The organism is Mesoplasma chauliocola (assembly GCF_002290085.1).
Taxonomy (GTDB): Bacteria; Bacillota_I; Bacilli_A; order Mycoplasmatales; family Mycoplasmataceae; genus Mesoplasma; species Mesoplasma chauliocola.
This window is the reverse complement of the sequence record NZ_CP023173.1, coordinates 172670-196403: the sequence shown is the minus strand read 5'-3', so window position 1 is coordinate 196403 and position 23734 is coordinate 172670. Positions and strand designations below refer to the sequence as shown.

Sequence of the window (23734 nt, the reverse complement as noted above, 5' to 3'; positions counted from 1 at the left end):
ACCATGAATAATTATAAACAATTATCTTTATAAGAAAGAACTTTAATTGAATTTCTATTAAATGTACATAATAGATCTGTTTATTTTATAGCTAAGGAATTAAATAGAGATATTTATAGAGAAATTAAAAGAAATAAATCTACTGTAATTTACAAAGCTAAGCATGCAAATTTTAACCCTAAAAGTTCAAGCATAGATGTTTGTTTTTTTAAGGCTAAAGAATGCGAAATTAAAAAACAACTACGCAAACTGTTTATAATTGAATTAAAAACAGACAAATAAAAATTAAAGAATAAAGTGAAATTATTCATGATGCATATTTTAATGAAAAAAAGTCTAGTAAATATAAGAAATATCTATTAGAAATTTCAAAAATAAACTCAATCCCAATTACTTATAGACCCAAAAGTATTAATCAAAGAAAAGACGTTGGTCATTTTGAAATTGATTTAGTTGTAGGTACTTGTAACACTTCAAAAGCCATAATTACACTTTTTTGAAAGAGTTGCCAGAAAAGGTTTTGCAGTTAAGCTATAAAAAAAACTATGAAACATACAAATGAGAAGTTGAAAGAATTAATTAATAAAGAAAAACTAAATATTAAATCAATTACAAAAGATAATGGTATAGAAGGAATTTAATCCTTTACATGAAGTTAAAAAAGAATTAAATGTACCACTTTATACATGTATTCCTGTGAAAAAGGCACTAATGAAAACTTTACTGCATTGATTAGAAGATATTTACCTAAGATAACTAATTTTACAAATTTAACAGACATAATATAATCGAAACATTAAATGAAATAAATAAAATGCCTCGCAAAATTCTGAACTACAATCAGCTCAGGAATTTTACGAGGCATTTGGTTAAAAGTTTTGCACTTCCAATTTTAATTTATAAAGAGATAAATTCTCTTATTTTTTATTAAAACTTAATATCTTATATTTCGTTGCTGTATTTTCTTTATAAACAGCAACTTCATAATTTAAATATGTTTCCTTTTTAATTTTATATCGAATATTATATTTTAATACTTCTTGTTTTGAATCTGTTGTGTAACTAATAAATTCGTTTGTAAATAGTTCTTTATTAGACCAATAAGTCATTTTTTTATTTCGATTAAATTGAATATCACTTAATGTATTATCAACATAACTTCTTGCTACCTTAATTGGTAATTGAATGACTTTTGCAGTTAATCCTGAAGCAAGAGTTTCGTTTAATCAATATAATAAAGAGTTATCATAAAAACTCATTTCATCATAATTTAAACCTAAAAGCATTTTTCAAGCTTTATGGCCATAAATTATATCGCTGTTTTCATCATCTTTTAGTCTTACTCCAACAACTTTATTTTTACCCTCTTCATCTTTAACAAATTTCATCATTGATCAAATCACAGCTAAGTCTGAAGTTCCATCTTCCAATGGTTCATATCCCAGGACTTGTCTTATTTCCAAAGGTTTATCATTTCCCTTATAATAAAATTCATATTCCTTACAAATATCAGAACCTAATAAATTTGAAAATAATCCTAAAACTTTAAAAATTTCAGGTGTTGCTACATCAATGAAGTTTAATGCTTTTATTAATAAGTCTCCAATTGAAAAAATGCCAAATACTTTAGTTGAAAATATCTCCTTTAAAGATTTATCACTTATATCTATTGGTAAAGATACACCTAAAACTTTTAGTAAGGATTGTAATCTACCTTTTTCATTAACTATTTGATTAAATAAATTATTAAATATGCTTCATGTCTCTTCAGATTCATTGCTAATCTTTATATTACTGAATTTCTTAATTATTTTATCTAGATAATCTATAAAATCATCAGTAATATCAGGCTTATGAGGCTTGTTTGGTGAATCATCAGTTCCAAAACCTAAGCCTTTCAATATTTTTTCAAGTGGCTCTTTAATTTGCCCACCTATTGGAAGAAAAACTAGCCTTCAACCATACATATTTTTTAAAGTTGCAGAAAGTTGAGATGAAAGTTTTTGAAAAAAATTATCCATATCAATGCCTGAAAATATAGAAGATATTAAACCAGCTGCAATACCACCTAGGTTTTCATTTGAAAGACTTAATATTCCTAAAAATCAACCTAAAAATCCTGAAACTTGATTATCTAAGAAACCCTTAAAAACTGATGCAAAAAATGCGTTAAATAGTCCATTAGATTTTTTTGAGTTGTTTTGTCAATCACCAACTCTAAAAGAAGGAGCAACTGCGTTACCCTTGTTAGCTTTTAACACTTTAGTATCGAAGTCTAGATTAGTATTTTTATCATTTATATCATCATCAACTTGAAATAAAATTTTTAAAGTTCTCGATGCTTTATAGCCATTTTTGTCTTCCTTTGAATTAATAACATCATATACTAACTGTAAAATACCACTTAAACCTTTCTTTGTTATATCATTTTTTGATATTGGCTTATTATATACTTCGTTCATAACTTCAATGTTAGTTTTTGAATTACTAAATATATGATTTTGATCAGTTATACTTTCAATGCTTGGTGAATAAGGATCAAAAGCTTGAATATATCAAGATAAAGAATAAATGAAATTAAATAAATATTCTATACTTTGTTGATTAAATTGAAAGCTGTGCTTTGAATTACCATCTCCATCTTTTGAAAATATTTCTTGATACATTTTTGAAGAACTATCTAAAAATGTATTTTCAATATTAGATTCATTAATTTTAAAGTTTCATGCGTTTGTTTCTGATGTTAAACCAAAGTTAATACTAACAAAACTATTCAAATTAGATAATGAATAATATTTTAAGCCTTTATTTGTTATTACTCCTTCACTTATTAATTTTGTATATGAAGGAGCAGGGAAGGTCTTGAACGCTTTTAAAAATGAAAGTTGTTTTGACAATTTTAAAATACTATCATCAAATTTATCAGCTTTTAGTTTATCACCGCTTATAAATGAAACATAAGATATTCAATTTAAGAATTCGTTAATCCCCTGAGGTTTTAAACCATTATCATCAACTGAATTTTCTAATAAACTTAATCCTGTATCTGCTGCTCCAAAAATTAATTCGGCTTTAGCATCTTCATTTGCATACTTATAATCACTTTGTTTATAAATTTGTTTTAGTGTTTTATTTGCTGATGTCATATCATAAGTTTGATTATTAAAATCAGCATAAGTTAAATTACTATCAATATTACTTAAATCAGCAACTTTTTGTTCGTTTAATCAATTAGTTGTTATTGATGAATTTTGTTTTTGTGCGTTTGTAATAATTGGTGCTTTAAATAGCACAGATGTTTCATCAATTTTTGCTTGAATTTCTTTTGTAACCTCTGTGATTACTTGCTTTTGTGTTATATTCAACATTGAAACAGCTGGGGTAGCCCCTAGTGTAAGGGCACTCAAACTTAATATTATTTTTTTCATAATTTAAATACCCTTTCTACTAGATATCTGAGTTTTGTAATATTCTAACTGAATTAGTTTTTGTAATTCTTTTATATCCTGCGTAAATAGCAACAGCATAAATACCAACAATTCCTAAGAATACAACTATTGGTAATCAAACTGGGAATATTAATGGTAAAACGGTTCCGTTTAAAGCCATAATATTTAAAACTTTTGCAAAAATAAACCATCCAACTGCAAATCCAACAGCGAACATGCTTGTTATAACAACTAAGTACATTCCAATTACTGTTTTAACAACATATGCATCATGATAACCTAAAACTCTCATTGTCGAAATAAATCTTATATTATCTGTAATAATAACTGATGTTGTTAATAAGATGATTACAAATGTTATTGAAAGAATTAATGTAATCGCAATTGCAATTAATAATAAAATTAATTCTGAAATTTCTTTTAACATTTCTTTTGAAATGTCAATTGGTAATATTCACTCTACAGTTCCTATACCACTACCATCAAATGATTGATAAGTTGAACTAAATTTTGCTTCCATTCCATTTAAGGCTGTTGGAGAATAATCACCATATGCATTTGAAACACTCATTGCAGTATTATAATCAGCAATATCAAGTTTATTTGAATATTTATAGTTAAATACAGGATACTGTTTTTCAAATATTTGTAATATTAATTCACCTAGTTCTTTTTTTGCTTGAGTTTCAGGATGATAGATAAATTCATTTTTAAATAAATCTAAATCATTTAGTCCATTTTTAGTTAAATCTAAATCTTTAATTTTTTGATATATTTTTAACTCTTCTTGATTTTTATCTTCAATAATGATTTTGTTATTAAATTGATCTAAAGTTGTATATCCAAACTGATTATTTCATTGTTTTGAAAAAAAGTTTGTTCATAGATATTCTTGAACTTTGTCATATTGTAGAATTTTATTTGCATCATCATTTTTAATTCAAGCTTGTGATAATCCATATCCATCTTGAATGCCTAAAACTTTAAATGTTTGATTTGTTATTTTATTACCTATAATAGTTTCATTGTTTAAAACTGAACTATAATACTCTGTTGGTGATGAAATACTTGTTAAAAAGTTAATTGAATTTGAGCTATCTGAATCTGGTTTATTAACAATAATATTAGCTCCTAAATTGTTTGTTCTTGAGTTTTGTTTAAATCCACCTTTTCCGCTTCATAAACTGCTTGTATCTCAATCACTTAATTCATAAGGTACAATTTCACCATTGTAACTAGTGTCTTGCAATTCGTTTTGAATAACATTTAAATCAACTTCTTGACCTTCTTTTAAATTTAATGATTTAGCAAGAGATTGATTAATGATAATTCCATTTGCTTCAGTTGAACTAAATAATTTATCCATTAAATCATTATTATTTGTATCTCTTAAGTCTAAAAATCTATTATAGTCTTCATCAATTCCATAAATTTTAAAGTTATTTCCATTTTTTTCAGCATTAATTTTTGTCCCTATTGATTCTAAGTCAGAGTCATATGAAACTAAATTAAATGCCATTGAATAATTATTATTATCAGAATTAAATGCGTTAATGATTGCTTGTTTTACTGAATAAGGGGGGCGTGAAAAAGCAGACTGAATAATTGCTTGATCTACACGATTATTAAATAGGAAAGTAAATCATTTTCACATATCCGTAATGGCTTCTTTTGCAATTTTTTGGCTTTCATCAGAATTTTCACTTGCTAATTGATCAAAATTTAAATTTAAATAGTAATCACTAATTTCATTTTCAGAATTATGTTCTGATGCGATTTTAAATTCTCCTAAACCTGTATATTCAGAATTAGTAAATTTAAAATTATCATAATTTGTAAAATCAAGCTCAACTGTTGGATCATTTAAAAGATTTTTAAGCATATCCAAATTATTTTCTAAATATCGTTTTTGCAGCATTCCATTTGAATCATTAAAAATATTTATCTTTTCAGTTTGCGACATTTCAACTCAATCCTTATCTGATGTTGTTGAATTTCTAAAGTCATTTGTTATTGAAAGACCAATTGATTCTGAATATTTAGCATAGAATGTTTGGATTGCTGCACCTTTTTGATAAATTGATTGCTCTGATTCTGGAACACTAATTTCATTAAATAAATTTTGATAATCAAATCATTGTTTTATAATCATAGGCCCTATTAAATTTGCTAATATATCGTTTTTTTCAGCTGCTGGAATTCCAAATTTTGATAATTGTCTAAAGTAGTTAGTATCAAAAACTCCACCTTCTAAATTTAAAAGTTTCATATTAGCCATTGCTAATTCAACATTAGTTGGAATAGAATATTCAGATTCTGATGAAGGCGTAAATAAATTATTAATAAATATTGAATAATATTTTTCGCCAATATCTCCATTAAAGAAATCAGACATAATTTGATCATAGTCAAATTTTCCATTATCTCTTAATGCTAAAGATGTTCATCCACCAGCTTCTTTTGAAAAAACCATTTCTTGTTGTTTTTCATCAGGTTTAAATGTTTTCGCAAAAGTTAGTGGATTGTTGTAACTAGGCTCTGCAAATTCAACAATTTGCTTATATTTAATTCCATTATAAGTTGCCTTTTCATTTCTTCTCAAAATATCTGGTGCTGCAAAAGAAATAGTAAATAAGCTTGATGAAAGTAATACTACAAATCCAATTGCCATCATTTTTCCCAATGCATCAACAAGCAATGCTTTTCTTAATCTTGAACCAAATGTTTTTCTAATATGAATTTTTCTAATTCAAATTTTAAATGCACTATGCTTTTGATTGAAGTTAGCTGATATTAAACTTAATGAAGATTTTCTCATTAATAGAGTTGCTATAAAAAATGAAATAGTAGTTAGAATAAATCACATAATTAAAATCATTGATACAAGAGATATTCAATCAAAGTCAAATGATGAATAATTAAGAGAGAAATACCCTGCAAATTCATTAGTTAAAGTATTAGATAAACTTACACATAAAATATAACCTAGGAAACCTCCGATAGTTGAAGTTATGAACGGAAGCATTATAAAGTTATAAACAAGTATTCTTTTTCTGTATCCAAGAGCTTTTAAAGTTCCAAGTTGTTTTGAAGAATTTTCAATTTGTTTTTTTGTTATTAGTGAAATTGTGTAAAGAACAACAAATAAAATTAATATGAAAATAACGAATGCTGATATTGTATAAGTTTTTATTGTTTTTTCAATTAAATCAATTCTTTTGTTAAATCTATAATTACTATCACCTTTTGCATAAACAATTTTGCTATTTGAATTTCTTCTAATTAATTCTCTGAAATCTGTTTCAAATTGTTCTATATCCGGTGTAATTGATTTGCTTTGTTCAGTGAATTTAATTGAATAAAATGATTCTATTTCAACATTAGATGAAACTGTTAAGTTTCCATTTGAATTAAGATTATACTCATATAAATTCAAAGAGTCATTATAATTTAATCCGAATGATTCTGGACTAACATATATCATAGCTTCTTTTGAGCGACTTGGTAATACAGTTGAAGCATTAAAAATTGGTGTCATAAAGTCTGCTGATCCACCAAATCCTACAACTTGAAATCATTGGTAATTTGAATAAAATTTATTATATATACCTTCAGCGGCATCTATTTCAGTTTTAGTTTTTTCAATTTCAGCAATATCGCTTTTCAAAGTTGGATTGGCTGAGTCTCTAACAAGCAATGTATTACCAAGATTATCAGCTTGAATTCTAATAACATCACCAATTTGAATACCATTTTGTTTTGCATAATTTGGATCAATAACTACTTGATGACGAGTTTTAATATCTTGTCCTTCAAAAATAACTAATTTATCAACGCCTTCATTGTTAAACTGATTATTTTGAGTTGTTTTAGTAATAGCTTTAATTGTCAAGTTATTATCATTTTGTTTTACTTGAGAAAATTCTCTTGCTTCTGTTCTTGTTCATTGAAATTGAAGTTCACTAGATTCTTCATAATATTTTTCTTGTAATTTATATAATCAGTATTGTTGAGCAGCAACTAAATTTTTTGGTGCTTCTGAAGTATTTGCTGATTCTCCTGTAGCAACTTTGTCATATGGGTTTAAATCAATAACAGCATCATGAACTCTTGATTCAATATTCATTTCTTGATATTTATCCAGGACACGCACGTTCATTGAGATAACAAGTGTTAAAACTAAAGAAAGTAAAAAAGCTAAAACAGTAACACCAATCAATTGGGTTTTGCTTTTAGTAGCATTTTTAAATGAATTTTTCAGCATTAATCTAATTTTTTTAAAATGCATAATTATTACCTTCCCTTTATTTTTTAATAAATAATAATTTATATAATTTTATCAAATTAAACAAAAAAAAGACAAATTTGTCTTTTTTTAAGGGTGTTTAACGTAATAAACTCATAAACTAATCGTTTTCCTTCTTTGCTTTCGCTTATTCAAAAACAGACGATATGTTTATCAGCGCACTACTTTTTAAGTGATATTGTTTTAACAACACCCATAAATTAATAATACACTTTTTTATTTATTAAACACAATTTTATCTAATTTTAAACCTTTAGCTGGTGCATTAAATGGTGGTTTCTCACCTTCACCAGTCAACTTCTGTTTAATTTCAAATTCATTAATTCTTTTACTTAAATAGCAATTTAAAGAGGATTGAACAATCATTCTTATTTGGTATCTTATAAAACCTTTAGCTTTAAATTTGATCACAACTCTATTATTAATTCTTTCAACTTTTATATTTTCTATATTCCTAAAAGTTATGATGTTTTTTGCATTTATTTCATCAAAACTCAAACCTGAAAAAAGTTTAAATTCATGAGTACCTATAAACATATTAAAAATATTTTGTAATTTTAAAATATCTATTTGATCATATTTTCAATTCAGTTCAAATCTGTTAGTTTTTAAATCGTATTTGAAATCATTAATTGTATAAGAGTATTCTTTGTATTTTACACTTCTTATATTAAAATCTGAGTCTACAAAAACAATCTCTATAATATGAATTGTTTCTGGTAGTGCCTTATTTATTGCACTTTTAAACAATTCTAGGTTTGGTTTAAAATCTAATTTTAAAATAACTTTTTGGTCAAGAGCATGAACTCCTGCATCAGTTTTACTTGCGCCAATTGTTTTAAATTTGGCTCTTTTTGTTACTTTACTAATTGCTTTATTTAATTCTCCTTGAATTGTTAAAGTGTTAGGTTGTTCTATTCAACCATGAAAGTCAGATCCATCATATTCTAAAGTTAATAAGTATTTAAACATAAAAGTTTTATAAAGTATTTTTTAACCCTAAAATTGTGTCAAGTCTTGGTAGATTAATATGTCATAATCCTAAAACACCAAATGAATATAAAATTAAGAACACCATAACAGCAAGAGCAAATAGCATTAGCATTAAATCTGCAGTTTTAAATTTAAATTGAATATATCTTGTTCTTTTTGAATAAGGATCATATCCTCTTGCTTCCATAGCATAAGATAAATCCTCTGCTTTTTGGAAAGCTGAGACAAGCAAGGGAATAATTAAAGATGTCAATCCCTTAACTTTATCCTTTAATTTACCATTATGAACATCAATACCTCTTGAAGACTGAGCTTTCATAATTCTTCCCGCTTCATCAATTAAAGTAGGAATCATACGTAAAGCAATAGAAATTATCATAGATAAAATATATACAGGTATTCCAATTCATTTAAGTGGGTAAAGCAAGTCTTCAATTGCTAGAGTTAATTGTAAAGGGGAAGTTGAAGCTGTCAATATACAAGTTAATGAGATCATCAAGTAAATTCGAAATGACATAATTAAGGCATTATATAATGCTTTCTCACTGAATCAAGCAGGCCCCATTTTATAAAATAAACCAATATTTTGATAACCATCAGGTAAATTTGTCACGTCTTTCATGTTAACAAGGAACTGACCCGCATTTCCACTTTCATTAATTCAAATTCCAGGTGTTGCATTTGCTGGATCTAAGAAATATTGAATTAATGAGGCTTCTGGGTGTGTAAGAAATGCATTCATAATAAATATAACTAAAAATACAAATAAAACTGGTGGTAATAACCCAAGTAGCATTCTAAAACTCAATTTTGAAATAGCAAACAAAGATAATATTACTATTGCACAAATAATGTAGCCTGTAAACCCTATTGGTAAAAATATACTTACCATTAAAAGAATAATCATAACTAACTTAAATCTTGGATCCATCGCATGGATAATAGAATTTTTAGGTAAATATCTACCAAATGTTACTCTCATGTTATTTCTCCTTTCTTAATTCACTATATGCTTTTGCAAATTCATCAATTGTTCTAATATTTTTATCTATTAAATCTATTCCTTGTTCTCTTAATTTATACATCAACTTGTATAATTTTGGAGGTTCAATTTGAATCTTGCTTAATAAATCCTCATTTGAAAAAATTTCAAAGGGACTTCCTTTAGAAATAACTTTTCCTTCATGCATAACAATAACTTCATCAGCAACTTTTAAAACTTGGTCCATGTTATGAGTTACCATAATAATTCTTTTGCCTTGACTTTTATTTAGTCTTAAAAATAAATTCATAAAGTCCTCTTCACCTTTTGGATCTAATCCTCCGGTTGGTTCATCAAGAACTAAAGTTTTACCATCCATAGCAATAATTCCTGCAATAGCTGTTCTTCTTTTTTGTCCACCTGATAATTCAAATGGAGATCTTTTAGCGTATTCTCTTGGAAGAGATACCAAATCTAATAATTCAGGGATTTTTTTATATACTTCTTCTTTATTAGCACCTAAGTGTATTGGTCCAAAAGCAATGTCTTTTTCAATTGTATCTTGGAACAATTGATATTCAGGGAATTGGAAAACTAATCCTACTTCTCTTCTTAAATCTTTTACTTCTTTTATTTTCTTTAAACCTGCTGGAATTTTATAATCACCTATAATTGTTTGACCTGTTTCTGAAATTAATAATCCATTAGTCAATTGAATCATTGTTGATTTACCAGAACCAGTTGTTCCAATAACACAAGTAATTTTTTTATCAGAAATTATTAGATTGGCATTGTCAAGTGCTCTAAATTCAAAAGGTGTTCTTTTTGAATATGTATAACTTACATTATCTAAAATTATATCTCCTGTAAATGAAAAGCTTTCAATCTGCTTTCTTTCTTCTTTTCATTTCTTTAAATTTTGTTTTATTTCTTTTTTATTTACTTGCATAATTGTTTCACCAACTCATCCATATTTTGACTATGTTTAATTTTAATTCCTTCTTTATCTAAAGCTTCTTCAACTAAAGATAGAAATGGAATTTCTAATTTAATTCCTCTTAAAAACTCTTTATCTTTTAATACTTCTTCAGGTTTACCTATTTTTACCAAGCGCCCAGCATTCATAACAATAACCTTATCAGCATTTAAAATTTCATCCATATCGTGTGTAATAGAAATAATAGTTTTCTTCATTTTATCTCTAAGCTCAACCATAATTTCTTTTATTTCTCTATTACCCTTTGGATCAAGCATACTTGTTGCTTCATCAAATATTAAAATGTCAGGGTTTAATGCTAATGCACTTGCAATAGCAACACGTTGTTTTTGTCCCCCAGAAAGATTTAATGGTTCTTTATCTAAGAAATTTTCCATTCCAACTTTTTTAGCTGAATCATAAATTATTTTTTGCATGTCTTTTGGATTAACACGTTTATTTTCTAATCCAAATGCAATATCAGCTTCAACACTAGAACCTATAAATTGATTATCAGGGTTTTGGAATACAATTCCTAAAAATTTACGAGCTTGATCTAGATTATCTCGTGTAACAACATTGCCATAAATGCTTACATGCCCTTCTTGAGCAGATAATACTCCAATTAATATCTTTGATAAAGTTGATTTACCAGAACCATTATGCCCAATAACAGCAACGTATTCACCATCATTAATTTCAAAGTTAACTTCGTTTAGAGCATAAGGAAAGTCAGGAGCATATTTAAATTTTAAGTTTTCGACTTTAACGGCAACTTTATCAAGTTTTGTAAGTTGTGCACCTCTTCCATGATCTTTAACTGAATCTTTAAATTCCTTTTTTAAATTTTTTGCATAGTTCAATTCTTCTTTTGCCTGCTCTAGAATAATAGAACTATTTTTCTTAGTTGTTGAATTATAAATTTTTAAAATCGTTTTATAATTATCTATGAATATTTTACTACCACAAATTTTTTTAAACTCAGCTTTTGCTTCAACAGATTTTGCCTTATATTTTTCTAATTCTTGATTATCAATTTTACCTTGTTGTTTTTCTTCTTTACTTTTAAAAAAGTCATTGTTTGCTTGCAACATATTAATGTACTTGCTATGTAACTCTATTTTAAAATCATTAAGTTCTTTTGTTGTTAACTTATTTTCTTTAAACTTTTTTAATGAATCCATGTGATCCTCCCTGAAATAAAATTTTATTTATAAATATTATAAATTAAAATATTTAAAAAGTATAAAAAAATAAGGCTATAAAACCTTAATTTTCATGTTATTAAACTAATTCGATAATAACCATTGGTGCATTATCACCTTTTCGGTTATCTAATTTTAAGATACGAGTGTATCCACCGTCTCTATCTTTATACTTTTTAGCGATAGTTGTAAATAATTTTTGTAAAACATCTTCTTTTGAACTTGCTTCAATATTTCTTAATCATGAAGCAGCTTGACGTCTTGCGTGTAAATCACCACGTTTTGCTAAAGTAACCATTTTATCTAAATGTTTTCTTAATTCTTTAGCTCTTGTTTCAGTAATTTCTAAGCGTTCTGAAACAATTAATTCACTAGTTAAGTTACGCATTAAAGCTACTCTTCATGCAGTATTCTTACCTTGTTTTTGAATATATGACATATTAATTACCTCCTTTTTAAAATCTTAATTTTGTTTGAATGTTAATTCTAAAGACGCAACTTTATCTTTAATTTCTTTTAAAGACTTACGTCCTAAGTTTCTAATATCTTGAATTTCATCTTCTGTCTTAGAAACTAATTCTCTTAATGTACTGATTCCAGCACGTTTTAAACAGTTTAAACTTCTTTGTGTAAACTCTAATTCTTCAACAGGTTTATCTAACTCTTTTTCTTCAACAGTTTCAACACCCATAATAGCTACTTCTTCAACTTCTTCAGCTAAAGTTGTAAATACGTCAAAGTGTGAAATTAGAATTCTAGATGCTAGTGAAACTGCTTCTGATGCTAAGATTGATCCATCTGTTTCTACTTCCAAGATTAATTTTTCAAAATCTTGTGCTTTACCTAAGTTAATTGGAGTTGCTCCATAAGCAACTTTAAGAATAGGTGAGTAGTTTGAATCAATCGTAATCATTCCTGGCACTACATTTTTTAATTCTTTGTTCTCTTTGAAAGTTTTGTAACCTCTTGAGTTTTTAGCATATAATACTAAATCTAAATTACCACCCTCAGCAACATTAGCAATAACAAGGTCTTTATTTAAAACCTCAACTCCTGCTGGTAAAACTAAGCTTCCAGCAGTAACTGGGCCAACTGTTGATGTACCTACTTTTAGTTCTACAGTTTCATCATCACTGTAAATTGCATTGTCAATTCTTAATATTAATTTCTTAATATTTAAAACTATACGAGTTACATTTTCTTCAATACCTGAGATTGAAGTAAATTCATGCTGCGCTCCTGCAATTTTAATTGCATAAACACTAGCTCCTGGTGTTGAAGATAATAATGTTCTTCTTAAAGCATTACCTAAAGTTACAGCAAACCCTCTTTCTAGAGGTGTTGCTTCGAACTTCCCATAAAACTTATTTGGTGATTCTTTTACAATTCCGAATTCTGGTTTGTTAAATTGTTTCATTCGCTAAAACTCCTTTGTTCTATAATTATTTTCTTGGGCGTTTTTTAGGACGAACTCCATTATGAGGGATTGGTGTACAATCCTTTATTGAAGTTACTTCCATCCCAGCAATTGTTAACGCTCTAACAGCAGCATCACGACCTGGACCTGGACCTTTAACTTCAACTTGAACAGATTTAACACCTTGATCCATTGCACCTTTAGCAGCTGCCTCTGAAATCATTTGTGCAGCATAAGGTGTAGATTTTTTAGAACCTTTGAACCCGATTGCTCCAGCACTTGATCAAGAAAGTACGTTTCCTTTTTCATCACTTATAGTAACAATTGTGTTATTAAAAGTAGAGTGAATGTGAGCGATACCTTTTGGAATATTTTTCTTAATACGTTTTTTTGTATTATTTGATTTTGGTTTTGCCATGTTTTTAATCTCCTTCTACCTTCTATTTTTTCTTGTTAGCTACAGTTTTTCTTGGACCTTTAACAGTTCTTGCGTTTGTTTTTGAAGATTGCCCTCTTACAGGTAATCCTTTACGGTGTCTTAATCCTCTGTAACATCCTATTTCCATTAAACGTTTAATGTTTAATGAAACTTCTCTACGTAATTCTCCTTCAACCTTAAAGTTTGAAATTTCTGTAGAAATTAATTTAATTTGTTCTTCAGTTAAATCTCTAGTACGAACATCTTCGCTTATGTTTAACTTAGCTAAAACTTTTTGAGATGTTGATAATCCAATTCCATAAATGTATGTCAATGAAATTACAACTCTTTTTTCGTTTGGGATTTCTACTCCACTAATACGAGCCATATCTTTAATTCCTTTCTTAAATAAAATTTACTAATTTTTAGTTTAGACTAATTAACCTTGTCTTTGTTTGTGCTTTGGTTGTGCACAAATGATCATTACGCGGCCTTTACGTCTAATAACACGACATTTGTCGCAAATTTTTTTGACTGATGATCTTACTTTCATCTGTAAACCTCCGTATTTATTTCTTTATATTTAAACAATATAAATCGACTGGTGTCGATTTTTTCTATAATTACACTTCTGCTTTCTTAGCAATTTTTCTATATGTAATTCTTCCACGTGTCATATCATAAGGTGATATCACGACAGTTACTTTATCTCCAGGTAAGATGCGAATGTAATGCATTCGGATTTTACCTGACACGTGTGCATCAATAACTATGTCGTTTTCCAGTTGAACTTTAAATTTTGCATTTGGCAATACTTCAACAACTGTACCTTCAAATTCCATTTCTGCTTCTTTAGCCATAAACTACAACTCCTATCTTTTTGATTTAGTTAATACTTCATAACCGCTATCTGTGATTAAGATAGTGTGTTCAAAGTGAGCAGTCATACTCTTGTCAGCTGATAGAACTGTTCAATTGTCTGCTGCAAGTTTTGTTTTGTAAGTCCCCATTTGAATCATAGGTTCAATACAAATTACCATTCCAGCTTGCAAACGCATTCCTGTGTCTTTTCTCCCATAATTTGGTATAAAAGGGTCTTCATGCATTTGTGTCCCAATTCCATGTCCTGTGTAATCTCTTGGTACACCAAATCCGAAGCTTTCAGCATGAGTTTGAATAATGTCTCCAATAGTTCCAAGACGAACACCTGGAGCTAAACAATTAATAGCTAAATCCAAACATTCTTCAGTGACTTTTAATAGTATATCATGTTTTTTATCTTTTGCAATACCGCATATCACACTAAATGCACTATCAGCATGATATCCTTCAAAAATACAACCTGTATCAACAGAAACTATATCACCATCTTGCAAAATTCGGTCTTGTGGAATTCCATGTACTAACTGTTCATTAATAGAAATACATATTGTTTTTGGATATCCATGATACCCTTTAAAGTTTGATTCACAACCCTTATTAGTTATAAATTCTTCAAATGCTTTATCTAATTCCAAACAATTTACGCCCGGTTTAATCATTGATTTTAGCATTTGAATTGCCTCTGCTAAAACTTGTCCAGCAATACGCATTTTTTCAATTTCTTGAAGTGTCTTGATAGTTACAGCCATTGATTATAATGCTCCTAAAACTTCAGTATAAACTTCTTCTGCTGTAGTGTTAGCATTGTCAACAATATGAACAAAACCTGGTTTTGTTTTAAAGTAATCAACTAGTGGTGCTGTTTCTTTAGCATATGCTTCCAGTCTAACTTGAACTTTTTCTGGTGCATCATCTGGTCTACGAACTAGCTCTCCACCATCATTATCACAAATTCCCTCTACCTTTGGTTTTCTACTTATTAAATGGTAGCTAACTTTACATTTTGGACATATTAATCTTCCACTGATTCTTTCTAATAGAATATGTGTGGGAACATCAATGAAAATAACTTTGTCAATTTTTGCATTAAGTTCCTTCAATATTTCTTCTAATGCTTTTGCTTGAACTAAAGTTCTTGGAAAACCATCAAAAATTAATTGATTATGATTTTGTTGTAAAAAGTTTTTAACAATTCCTATTGTTACTTCATCAGGAACTAATTTACCTTCATTCATGTATCTTGCACATTCAAGCCCTAATGGAGTTTCATCTTTAATTTCTTTACGCATTAAATCTCCAGTTGACATCTGAATGAAACCTTGATTTGAAATTAATTTTTCAGCCAATGTACCTTTACCTGATCCAGGGGCACCTAATAACATAATATTCATTTATTTTTCTCCTTTTATTTTATAAGTTGTTTTGGTTCAAACGCATATGGTAGCAACTCTTTGATGTTCATTTCTATTTGAAAACCTTTTTTACTATAAATAAAAATAGGTGTTTCTCAATCAACTAATTCTGATATAACTTGGCGACAAACACCACAAGGTGAACCCATATCTTCAGAATCTGTATAAAGTGATAAGAATTCTATATCTTCTTTTTTGTAGCCTAAAGTATAAACCTGAGATAATGCAGTTCTTTCACCACAAATGCCTGCTGGGTAAGATGCATTTTCAACATTTACACCTTTAACTACTTTTCCATTCTTCAAATTAATTAAGCAAGCAACTTTAAAATTTGAATAAGGGCTATAAGAATTATTTTTTAATTTTAATAATTCTTCAAATACAATTTGTTTATCTATCATCTGTACTTTTACCTCTTGCTTTCTAATTATATTATATTTAAAAAATATTTTCATAAATAAAAAAGACCATATGTAAAGGTCTTCTATCAAATATGTGTTGAAGATTGGTTAGTTGATTCTTCAGTAAATTTTTGTTTTTTGCTTTCAATAAATCTGTGTTGAGTGATTCTTCCTTGTAATTGTTGAGTTGTTTGAATAGCAACTGATATACAAATAATCAATCCTGTTCCCCCAATAGCTAATTGACTTGGTAAATTAGTCACTTTAGATATTACATAAGGCAACGCAGCAATTGCAGCTAGGAATATAGCCCCAAACAGAGATAGCCTATTGATTGTTCCTTTTAAGAATTCAGTGGTATCTTTACCAGGCTTAATACCTGGAATAAAGGTTCCTGATTTTTGGAAGTTTTCACTTATCTTTTCAGGATTAATTTGAACCTGTGCATATAAGAACGTAAATAGCACAATCATAACGCTAAATATACCTATTCCTCATCAAGTATTAAATGATAAGTAATGTTGAGTAAATCTTACAAATCCATTTGTTGATTCTCCAACTGAAGAAGTTGCTGTTGGATCAATAATCTGTGCAATAGTTATTGGTGTTGATATCAATGCAGAAGCAAATATAACTGGAATAACTCCAGCGTTGTTTAATTTAAGCGGTAGATATGGTGTATGATCTTTTGAATCAATTAAACCACTACCAGTTTGTTGAATTGGTATTTTACGTTCAGCTTCATTCATAAGCACAACTGAGAAGATAACAACAAAGAATACAAGCATATAAATTCCAAATTTAATAATTCCATCAAAGAATACATTAATACTCTCATCACTTGGAATTCAAAATTGGTATGTCGCTGTAATTTGATTTGGTAATTGAACAATAATTCCTATAAAGATAACTATTGAAATACCATTTCCAACTCCTTTAATTGTTATTTGATCAGCGATTCATAACATAAAGTATGAACCAGCTAACATAACTAATGGAACTAGTACATAATAAAAAGCTGGAGACGCCATTACATTGGTACTTGATCAACCTGGTTCTATAACACCTTGTTGTTGTAATGTAAAGATTGTCGCAATTCCTTGCATTAAAGCAAATGGAATCATTAAAACTTTTGTTAACTTATCTAATTTTTTTCTTCCTCTTTCACCTGATTTATTTCATCTAGTCAAAATTGGAACAACGTCTGTTGAAAGCAATTGCACAATAATGGAAGCGGTAATATATGGTGATACCCCTAATGCTAAGATTGAGAATCTTCCAATAGTACCTCCCCCTAAAGTGGATAGTAATTGAAAGAATTGTGAATTATTAATAACATTTTGGTATTCATCAGTTAACCTAATTCCAGGTACTGTTATATAAACCCCAACTCTGATAATCACTAATAATAATAAAGTAAAAGCGATTCTACCTAGAATATCTTTATTTTTAATAAAGAAGTTGCCAGTTCTTAAATCGCCATTATTACTTTGTGATTTCTTGGCAGAATATTGTTTGCTCTTTTTAGCTAACTTTTTTGCCATATTAAATCACCTCTACTTTTCCTCCAAGTTTTTCAATAACAGCTTGCGCTGATTTTGAAACTTTGTTTAATTTTACATCAATAACCTTATTTAGGGAACCATTTCCTAAAACTTTTACTAATTGTTTTTCGTTTTTAATGATTTTATGTTCCACTAAAGTCTTATGATCAACTGTTTTTAAATCCAATTTTTCTAAGTCTGAAAGGTTTAAAATAACATATTGTTTTTGGTTTGGAGAAGTAAAACCAATTTTTGGTAATCTTCTGTATAAAGGAGTTTGTCCCCCTTCAAATCCAGGGCGAACTCCCCCACCTGAACGTGAGTTTTGTCCTTTGTGACCTCTTGTAGAAGTTTTCCCTTTTCCAGAAGCCATACCTCTACCTACTCTAGTAACGTCTTTTTTGCTACCTTCAGTATATTTTAATTCATGTAATTTCATAATTTGTACGCTTCCTTCCTATTTAGTTTCTTCTACTTTTGGTTTTTCAGTTTTAACTACTGGTTTACCAAATCTTAAGTCTCTTACTTTTTTAGCAGTATGCATTGATGATAAACCATCGATAGTTGCTCTAATCATGTTAATTGGATTATTTCTACCTAATGATTTAGCATAAACGTCTGAAATACCTGCTAATTCAATAACAGCACGAGCTGGTCCACCAGCAATAACTCCAGTACCAGGTTTAGCTGGTTTAATTAAAACTTGACCTGCTCCAAAGTGACCAATCACTTCATGCGGTACAGTTGTTCCTCTTAAAGAAACTCTAATTAAATTCTTTTTGGCTTCTTTAACAGCTTTTTTAATTGCTTCAGGAACTTCATTTGCTTTTCCTGTTCCTAAACCAACTTGACCTTTTTTATCTCCAACAACTACAACAGCTGCAAATCTAAAATGACGTCCACCTTTTGTAACTTTAGTAACACGTCTAATTGTTACTACTTTTTCTTCAAAATCATCTTTTTGGAATTGTTTTGGTCCTTGAGGACGACGGTTTGGTTTTCTATCAAACTTTCTTCTTTCAGGTTGAGTTTGATTATTAGCGTTTTCTACTACTACTTCTGTTTTATTTTCCATATTTCTCACTCTTTACCTTTCTAGAATTTCAATCCGTTTTCTCTTGCTGCTTCAGCAAAAGCTTTTACTTTACCATGGTATAAGTATCCACCACGATCAAACACTACATCAGTAATGCTTTTTGCAATTGCTAATTTAGCAATTTCTGCTGCAACTTTTTTAGCTGCTTCAATGTTTCCTGATTTTAATCCCAAGTTTAATGATGATGCTGAAACTAAAGTTGTTCCAGTTGTGTCGTCGATTATTTGTGCATAGAAATTAGTATTTGATTTGAAAACATTTAATCTTGGTTTAGCTGCTGTTCCAGAAACTTTATTTCTTACACGGTAATGTCTTCTTTTTCTTGCTTCTTGTTTAGTATATTTCATAATTCTATAACCTTAAGCTCTGATATTATTTACCAGCTGCTTTCCCTTCTTTTCTAATAATGATTTCATCTGAGTACTTAATTCCTTTACCTTTATATGGTTCTGGTCTTCTGTATGATCTAATTTCTGCTGCAACTTGTCCAACAACTTGTTTATCAATACCTTTGATGATGATTTGAGTTGGTTTTGGACATTCTACTGTAATTCCTTCTGGAATTGAGTATTCGATTGGATGTGAGTAACCTAATGAAAGATTTATTTTACTTCCAGCTAACGCTGCTCTATATCCAACCCCGTTAATATCAAGAGTTTTTGTAAACCCTTGGCTTACACCGATTAACATACCTTGTAATAATGAGTTTGTTGTTCCGTGTAATTGTTTTGTATGTTTAATTTCATTAGCTCTAATTGTTGAAAGTTCTGATCCTTCAACTTTGATTGTGATAACTTCCGCAAATTTTTGAGTTAAAGTTCCTTTAGAACCTTTTATTGTAACTGTGTTGTCTGCTGCAACACTAACTTCAACACCTGCAGGGATAGTTAATATTCTGTTTCCTATACGTGACATATATTCTTATCCTCCTATTATCATACGAAGGCTAACACTTCTCCACCAGCATTTGCTAAGCGGGCTTGTTTACCTGTCATGATTCCTTGTGATGTTGAAACTATTGCAATTCCTAAACCGTTTAATACTTGTGGGATTTCGTTTGCTGGTGCATAAACTCTAAGACCTGGTTTAGAGATCTTTTTAAGTCCTGAGATTACTCTTTGTTTTCCTTGATATTTTAATTCAATAGTAATAGTTTTTTTAACTTCACCTTCAACAGTGAAGCTTGAAATGAATCCTTCTTCTTTTAAGATTCTAGCAATTTCCAATTTCATTTTTGATGAAGGAATGTTAACTGTTTTTAACATTCTTTGGTTTGCATTACGGATTCTAGTTAACATATCTGCAATTACGTCTGTAGTCATATTTTATTTCCTTTACTCTTTCTATTCCTATTATCAAGAAGCTTTTCTAATCCCAGGTATTTGTCCTTCATATGCATATTTTCTAAAGCATAGACGGCAAATTCCGAATTTTTTAAGCACAGCATGTGGTCTACCACAGTTATTACATCTTGTGTAATTTCTTACGCCAAACTTTTGGTGTTTAGCTTGTTTAACTTTTAATGATTTTTTAGCCATTTATTCTAATCCCCTTTATTATTTAGCGAAAGGCATTCCAAATTTTTCTAATAATTTGTATGCTTCCTCGTTTGTTTTTGCAGTAGTTACAATTGTAATGTCCATTCCTCTTAATTTTTGAACTTTATCATAATCTATTTCTGGGAAAATAATTTGTTCTTTAACTCCCAATGTGTAGTTTCCAAATCCATCAAATGAAGTTTTTGGAACCCCTCTAAAGTCACGCACACGTGGTAATGCAACGTTTGTTAGACGGTCTAAGAAGTCATACATCTTTTTCCCTCTTAAAGTTACTTTTGTACCAATTGGCATTCCTTCTCTTAATTTAAATACAGCTAATGATTTTTTTGCTTTTGTTACTAATGGTTTTTGACCAGTTAATTGTTCTAATTCAACAACTGCTGCGTCTAATTTTTTTGGATCTGTTGTAGCATCTCCAACTCCCATGTTAATAACGATTTTTGTAAGTTTTGGAACTTGCATCACTGATTTATATCCTAATTCTTTAAATAATTCAGGAGCAATTTGTTCTGTATATCTAGTTTCTAATCTTGATTTCATTTCTTCATGTCCCTTTCTTATTTACTTGCCTTTTTTAATGGTGAGTTAGATTTTTTAGCAATTCTAACTTTTTTACCATCTTCAATTTGGTATCCAACTTTTGAAATGCCTTCTTTATTTTTAGGATCTTGCAATGCAACGTTTGATAAATTAATTTTTGATGGAATTTCTTTAATTCCACCTTCTGAGTCAGCTTGTGAAGGTTTAACATGTTTTAAAGAGTTAATTCCTTGAACTGAAACTCATTTTTTGTCTTTTGAGATTCAAGTGATTGGTCCTAATTCACCTTTATGTGAACCAGCGATAACTTTAACCACGTCACCTACTAAGATTTTTGATTTGCTCATTCTCTGGTTCCTCCTATAATACTTCTGGAGCTAAAGATGCAATTTTTGCAAATCCAGCTTCTTTAATTTCACGTGCGATTGGACCGAAAATACGAGTTCCACGTGGTGATTTATCATCTTTAATAATTACTACAGCATTTTCTGAGAAACGAATGTATGTTCCATCTTCTCTTTTTAATTCTCTTGTAGTTCTAACAATAACAGCTTTAACAACTTGACCTTTTTTAACAGCTCCACCTGGAGTTGCTGATTGAACTGAACAAACGATGATGTCTCCAATTCCTGTAAACTTTCTAACTGATCCACCTAAATTACGAATAACACGAACTTCTTTAGCACCTGAGTTATCTGCTACTTTTAATTTTGATAATGTTTGAATCATAATTCTTTATCTCCTATAAAACAGCTTTTTCTACTACTTTTACTAATCTGAAGTTTTTTGTTTTTGATAATGGACGAGTTTCCATAATTTGAACTTTGTCCCCTATCTTAGCAACTTGTTGTTCGTCATGTGCTTTATATTTTTTAGAATACTTAACACGTTTTTTATAAATTGGGTGGTTTTTGTAAGTTTCAACTAATACAGTAACTGTTTTATCCATTTTGTCAGATACAACTTTACCAACTAGTATTCTTCTACTATTTCTTTCCATTATTTAGTTTCTCCTTCGTTTACATCATTTTGTTCTTCAACTACTGCATTAGCCATAGCTTCTGCGATAGCGTCATCATTACCAGCACCTTCATATTGTGCTTGTAATTCTTCGATCATTTTACGTTGTTTTGCTCTTACTTCTTTTCCGACTTTTTCAGCTTCAACTACAGCTTGACTGTAATTCGCTTTAACAGTTTTGTTTACTTCTTCACCAGCTTTAGCTTTTTCAGCTATAACTAATTGAATTCTTGCAATTTCTTTTTTAATTTCTTTTATACGGTGTGTTTGTTCTAAACTTCCAACAGCAGCTTGGAATTTTAATGCGAATAACTCAGCTTTTTTAGCTTCGTTTCTTTCTAATAGTTGTTCTACTGAAAGCGCTCTAATTTCTTCCATTAATTTATTTGCCATTATTCTTCACCTCTTTTAACGAATTTGCAACGAACTGGTAATTTGTGCATTGCTAAACGCAAAGCTTCTCTAGCAGTTTCTTCACTAACTCCAGCAATTTCAAACATAACTGTTCCTTCTTTTACAACTGCTACTCATTTTTCTGGGTTCCCTTTTCCAGATCCCATACGAACTTCAGCTGGTTTTTTTGACATTGAAATGTGTGGGAAAATTCTCATTCAAACTTTTCCATCACGTCTCATATAACGTGTCATAGCAATACGAGCTGCTTCAATTTGACGGTTATCGATTCATGCTCCATCTAAAGACATTAATCCATAGTCACCAAAATTAATTGTTTTAGCTCCTTTTGCTTTTCCTTTAAAACTAACTTTATGAGGTTTACGATACTTTGTTCTTTTTGGTAATAACATTATTTACGTCCCCCTCTGTTGTTGTTTTTATTGTTGAATCTTCTGTCATTATTCATTGGTGCTTTTTCAGATACTCTTTGGCTTTGACCTCCGATTACCTCACCATGATTAATTCAAACTTTAACACCAATTTGTCCATATGTAGTTGGAGCTTCATATAAAGCATAATCAATGTCTGCTCTTAATGTTGACAGAGGTACTGATCCTTCGATGTATCCTTCTGTACGAGCCATTTCAACTCCACCTAAACGTCCACTAACAGAAGTTTTAATTCCTTTAACCCCTGCTTTTAAAGCTTTTCTAATAGCTAATTTTTGAACTGTTCTAAATGAAGCACGATTTGTAATTTGTTCACCAATTCATCTTGCAACTAATGTTGCATCTGCATCTGCATTTTTAATTTCAATTACTTTAACTTCAACTTTTAAATTTCTATCTTTAGCAATTTTTTGAACTGCTTTTGCGATATTAGTTACGTTTTTTCCTTCTTGACCAAGCACGATAGCTGGACGAGCAGTTCTGATTATTAAAGTAATATTTGAAGTTGTTCTTTCAATTTTAATTTTTGATACTGCTGCATCTTTTAATAATTTAAGAACTCCTTCACGGATTTTGATATCTTGATCTAATCATTTAACGTATTGATCTTTTTCAGCATATCAAGTGTCTTCTCAGTCTCTAACGATTCCTAAACGTAAAACATTAGGTGATACTTTTTGTCCCATATT

General features: G+C 29.2%; 29 protein-coding genes. All 29 read right to left on the bottom strand.

Annotated features, from left to right (window positions below; all coding sequences use genetic code 4):
• Positions 1-917 precede the first annotated feature (917 nt).
• Positions 918-3428 (bottom strand): hypothetical protein, encoded by a 2511-nt coding sequence (locus CK556_RS00860; protein WP_027875708.1) that lies wholly within the window; start codon positions 3426-3428, stop codon positions 918-920.
• Between the two features lie 19 nt (positions 3429-3447).
• Entirely contained in the window at positions 3448-7737 is a 4290-nt protein-coding gene (locus CK556_RS00855) for an ABC transporter permease (RefSeq protein ID WP_027875709.1), read from the bottom strand.
• A 234-nt stretch (positions 7738-7971) separates the two neighbouring features.
• Positions 7972-8727 carry a tRNA pseudouridine(38-40) synthase TruA gene (truA, locus tag CK556_RS00850; RefSeq protein WP_027875710.1) on the bottom strand — a complete coding sequence of 252 codons (756 nt, stop codon included), beginning with the start codon at positions 8725-8727 and terminating at the stop codon, positions 7972-7974.
• A gap of 7 nt (positions 8728-8734) precedes the next feature.
• Positions 8735-9730 carry an energy-coupling factor transporter transmembrane component T family protein gene (locus tag CK556_RS00845; RefSeq protein WP_027875711.1) on the bottom strand — a complete coding sequence of 332 codons (996 nt, stop codon included), beginning with the start codon at positions 9728-9730 and terminating at the stop codon, positions 8735-8737.
• A gap of 1 nt (position 9731) precedes the next feature.
• On the bottom strand, positions 9732-10679 hold the full coding sequence (locus tag CK556_RS00840) for an energy-coupling factor transporter ATPase (RefSeq protein ID WP_084545426.1): 948 nt from the start codon (positions 10677-10679) through the stop codon (positions 9732-9734).
• Positions 10670-11551, bottom strand: a complete 882-nt coding sequence (locus CK556_RS00835; RefSeq protein WP_051412781.1) for an energy-coupling factor transporter ATPase — start codon at positions 11549-11551, stop codon at positions 10670-10672. The genes CK556_RS00840 and CK556_RS00835 overlap by 10 nt, the downstream gene beginning before the upstream one ends.
• Before the next feature lie 439 nt (positions 11552-11990).
• Entirely contained in the window at positions 11991-12350 is a 360-nt protein-coding gene (gene rplQ, locus CK556_RS00830; protein WP_011183048.1) for a 50S ribosomal protein L17, read from the bottom strand.
• Positions 12351-12374: 24 nt separating this feature from the next.
• Positions 12375-13328, bottom strand: a complete 954-nt coding sequence (locus tag CK556_RS00825; protein WP_027875714.1) for a DNA-directed RNA polymerase subunit alpha — start codon at positions 13326-13328, stop codon at positions 12375-12377.
• A gap of 25 nt (positions 13329-13353) precedes the next feature.
• Positions 13354-13746, bottom strand: coding sequence for a 30S ribosomal protein S11 (gene rpsK, locus CK556_RS00820; protein WP_027875715.1), 393 nt, complete (start codon positions 13744-13746; stop codon positions 13354-13356).
• A gap of 22 nt (positions 13747-13768) precedes the next feature.
• The gene (rpsM, locus tag CK556_RS00815; RefSeq protein WP_027875716.1) at positions 13769-14134 is read right to left on the bottom strand and encodes a 30S ribosomal protein S13; all 366 of its coding nucleotides are present in this window, start codon (positions 14132-14134) and stop codon (positions 13769-13771) included.
• Positions 14135-14185: 51 nt separating this feature from the next.
• The gene (gene rpmJ / locus CK556_RS00810) at positions 14186-14299 is read right to left on the bottom strand and encodes a 50S ribosomal protein L36 (protein WP_011183044.1); all 114 of its coding nucleotides are present in this window, start codon (positions 14297-14299) and stop codon (positions 14186-14188) included.
• Between the two features lie 70 nt (positions 14300-14369).
• Positions 14370-14606 carry a translation initiation factor IF-1 gene (gene infA, locus CK556_RS00805; RefSeq protein ID WP_011183043.1) on the bottom strand — a complete coding sequence of 79 codons (237 nt, stop codon included), beginning with the start codon at positions 14604-14606 and terminating at the stop codon, positions 14370-14372.
• A 12-nt stretch (positions 14607-14618) separates the two neighbouring features.
• Positions 14619-15377, bottom strand: coding sequence for a type I methionyl aminopeptidase (gene map, locus CK556_RS00800; RefSeq protein ID WP_027875717.1), 759 nt, complete (start codon positions 15375-15377; stop codon positions 14619-14621).
• A gap of 3 nt (positions 15378-15380) precedes the next feature.
• On the bottom strand, positions 15381-16019 hold the full coding sequence (locus CK556_RS00795; RefSeq protein ID WP_027875718.1) for an adenylate kinase: 639 nt from the start codon (positions 16017-16019) through the stop codon (positions 15381-15383).
• 14 nt (positions 16020-16033) lie between these two features.
• Entirely contained in the window at positions 16034-16495 is a 462-nt protein-coding gene (gene cdd / locus CK556_RS00790) for a cytidine deaminase (protein ID WP_169728215.1), read from the bottom strand.
• A 29-nt stretch (positions 16496-16524) separates the two neighbouring features.
• Positions 16525-17985 (bottom strand): preprotein translocase subunit SecY, encoded by a 1461-nt coding sequence (gene secY / locus CK556_RS00785; RefSeq protein ID WP_027875720.1) that lies wholly within the window; start codon positions 17983-17985, stop codon positions 16525-16527.
• Position 17986: 1 nt separating this feature from the next.
• Positions 17987-18424 (bottom strand): 50S ribosomal protein L15, encoded by a 438-nt coding sequence (gene rplO / locus CK556_RS00780; protein WP_027875721.1) that lies wholly within the window; start codon positions 18422-18424, stop codon positions 17987-17989.
• 18 nt (positions 18425-18442) lie between these two features.
• Positions 18443-19060, bottom strand: a complete 618-nt coding sequence (gene rpsE, locus CK556_RS00775) for a 30S ribosomal protein S5 (protein ID WP_027875722.1) — start codon at positions 19058-19060, stop codon at positions 18443-18445.
• Positions 19061-19080: 20 nt separating this feature from the next.
• Complete coding sequence (gene rplR / locus CK556_RS00770; RefSeq protein ID WP_027875723.1) at positions 19081-19428, bottom strand: 50S ribosomal protein L18; 348 nt, start codon at positions 19426-19428, stop codon at positions 19081-19083.
• Positions 19429-19453: 25 nt separating this feature from the next.
• The gene (gene rplF, locus CK556_RS00765; RefSeq protein ID WP_027875724.1) at positions 19454-19996 is read right to left on the bottom strand and encodes a 50S ribosomal protein L6; all 543 of its coding nucleotides are present in this window, start codon (positions 19994-19996) and stop codon (positions 19454-19456) included.
• Positions 19997-20013: 17 nt separating this feature from the next.
• The gene (gene rpsH / locus CK556_RS00760; RefSeq protein WP_027875725.1) at positions 20014-20403 is read right to left on the bottom strand and encodes a 30S ribosomal protein S8; all 390 of its coding nucleotides are present in this window, start codon (positions 20401-20403) and stop codon (positions 20014-20016) included.
• Positions 20404-20433: 30 nt separating this feature from the next.
• On the bottom strand, positions 20434-20619 hold the full coding sequence (locus CK556_RS00755; RefSeq protein ID WP_011183033.1) for a type Z 30S ribosomal protein S14: 186 nt from the start codon (positions 20617-20619) through the stop codon (positions 20434-20436).
• Positions 20620-20637: 18 nt separating this feature from the next.
• On the bottom strand, positions 20638-21180 hold the full coding sequence (gene rplE, locus CK556_RS00750; protein WP_027875726.1) for a 50S ribosomal protein L5: 543 nt from the start codon (positions 21178-21180) through the stop codon (positions 20638-20640).
• 17 nt (positions 21181-21197) lie between these two features.
• Positions 21198-21527, bottom strand: a complete 330-nt coding sequence (gene rplX, locus CK556_RS00745; RefSeq protein ID WP_027875727.1) for a 50S ribosomal protein L24 — start codon at positions 21525-21527, stop codon at positions 21198-21200.
• 13 nt (positions 21528-21540) lie between these two features.
• On the bottom strand, positions 21541-21909 hold the full coding sequence (rplN, locus tag CK556_RS00740) for a 50S ribosomal protein L14 (RefSeq protein WP_027875728.1): 369 nt from the start codon (positions 21907-21909) through the stop codon (positions 21541-21543).
• Between the two features lie 13 nt (positions 21910-21922).
• Positions 21923-22183 carry a 30S ribosomal protein S17 gene (rpsQ, locus tag CK556_RS00735; RefSeq protein ID WP_169728221.1) on the bottom strand — a complete coding sequence of 87 codons (261 nt, stop codon included), beginning with the start codon at positions 22181-22183 and terminating at the stop codon, positions 21923-21925.
• The gene (gene rpmC, locus CK556_RS04085) at positions 22180-22593 is read right to left on the bottom strand and encodes a 50S ribosomal protein L29 (RefSeq protein WP_027875730.1); all 414 of its coding nucleotides are present in this window, start codon (positions 22591-22593) and stop codon (positions 22180-22182) included. Before rpmC ends, rpsQ begins: the two co-directional genes overlap by 4 nt.
• Positions 22593-23006 carry a 50S ribosomal protein L16 gene (gene rplP / locus CK556_RS00725; RefSeq protein ID WP_027875731.1) on the bottom strand — a complete coding sequence of 138 codons (414 nt, stop codon included), beginning with the start codon at positions 23004-23006 and terminating at the stop codon, positions 22593-22595. Before rplP ends, rpmC begins: the two co-directional genes overlap by 1 nt.
• Positions 23006-23731 carry a 30S ribosomal protein S3 gene (rpsC, locus tag CK556_RS00720; protein ID WP_027875732.1) on the bottom strand — a complete coding sequence of 242 codons (726 nt, stop codon included), beginning with the start codon at positions 23729-23731 and terminating at the stop codon, positions 23006-23008. The genes rplP and rpsC overlap by 1 nt, the downstream gene beginning before the upstream one ends.
• Positions 23732-23734: the final 3 nt, after the last annotated feature.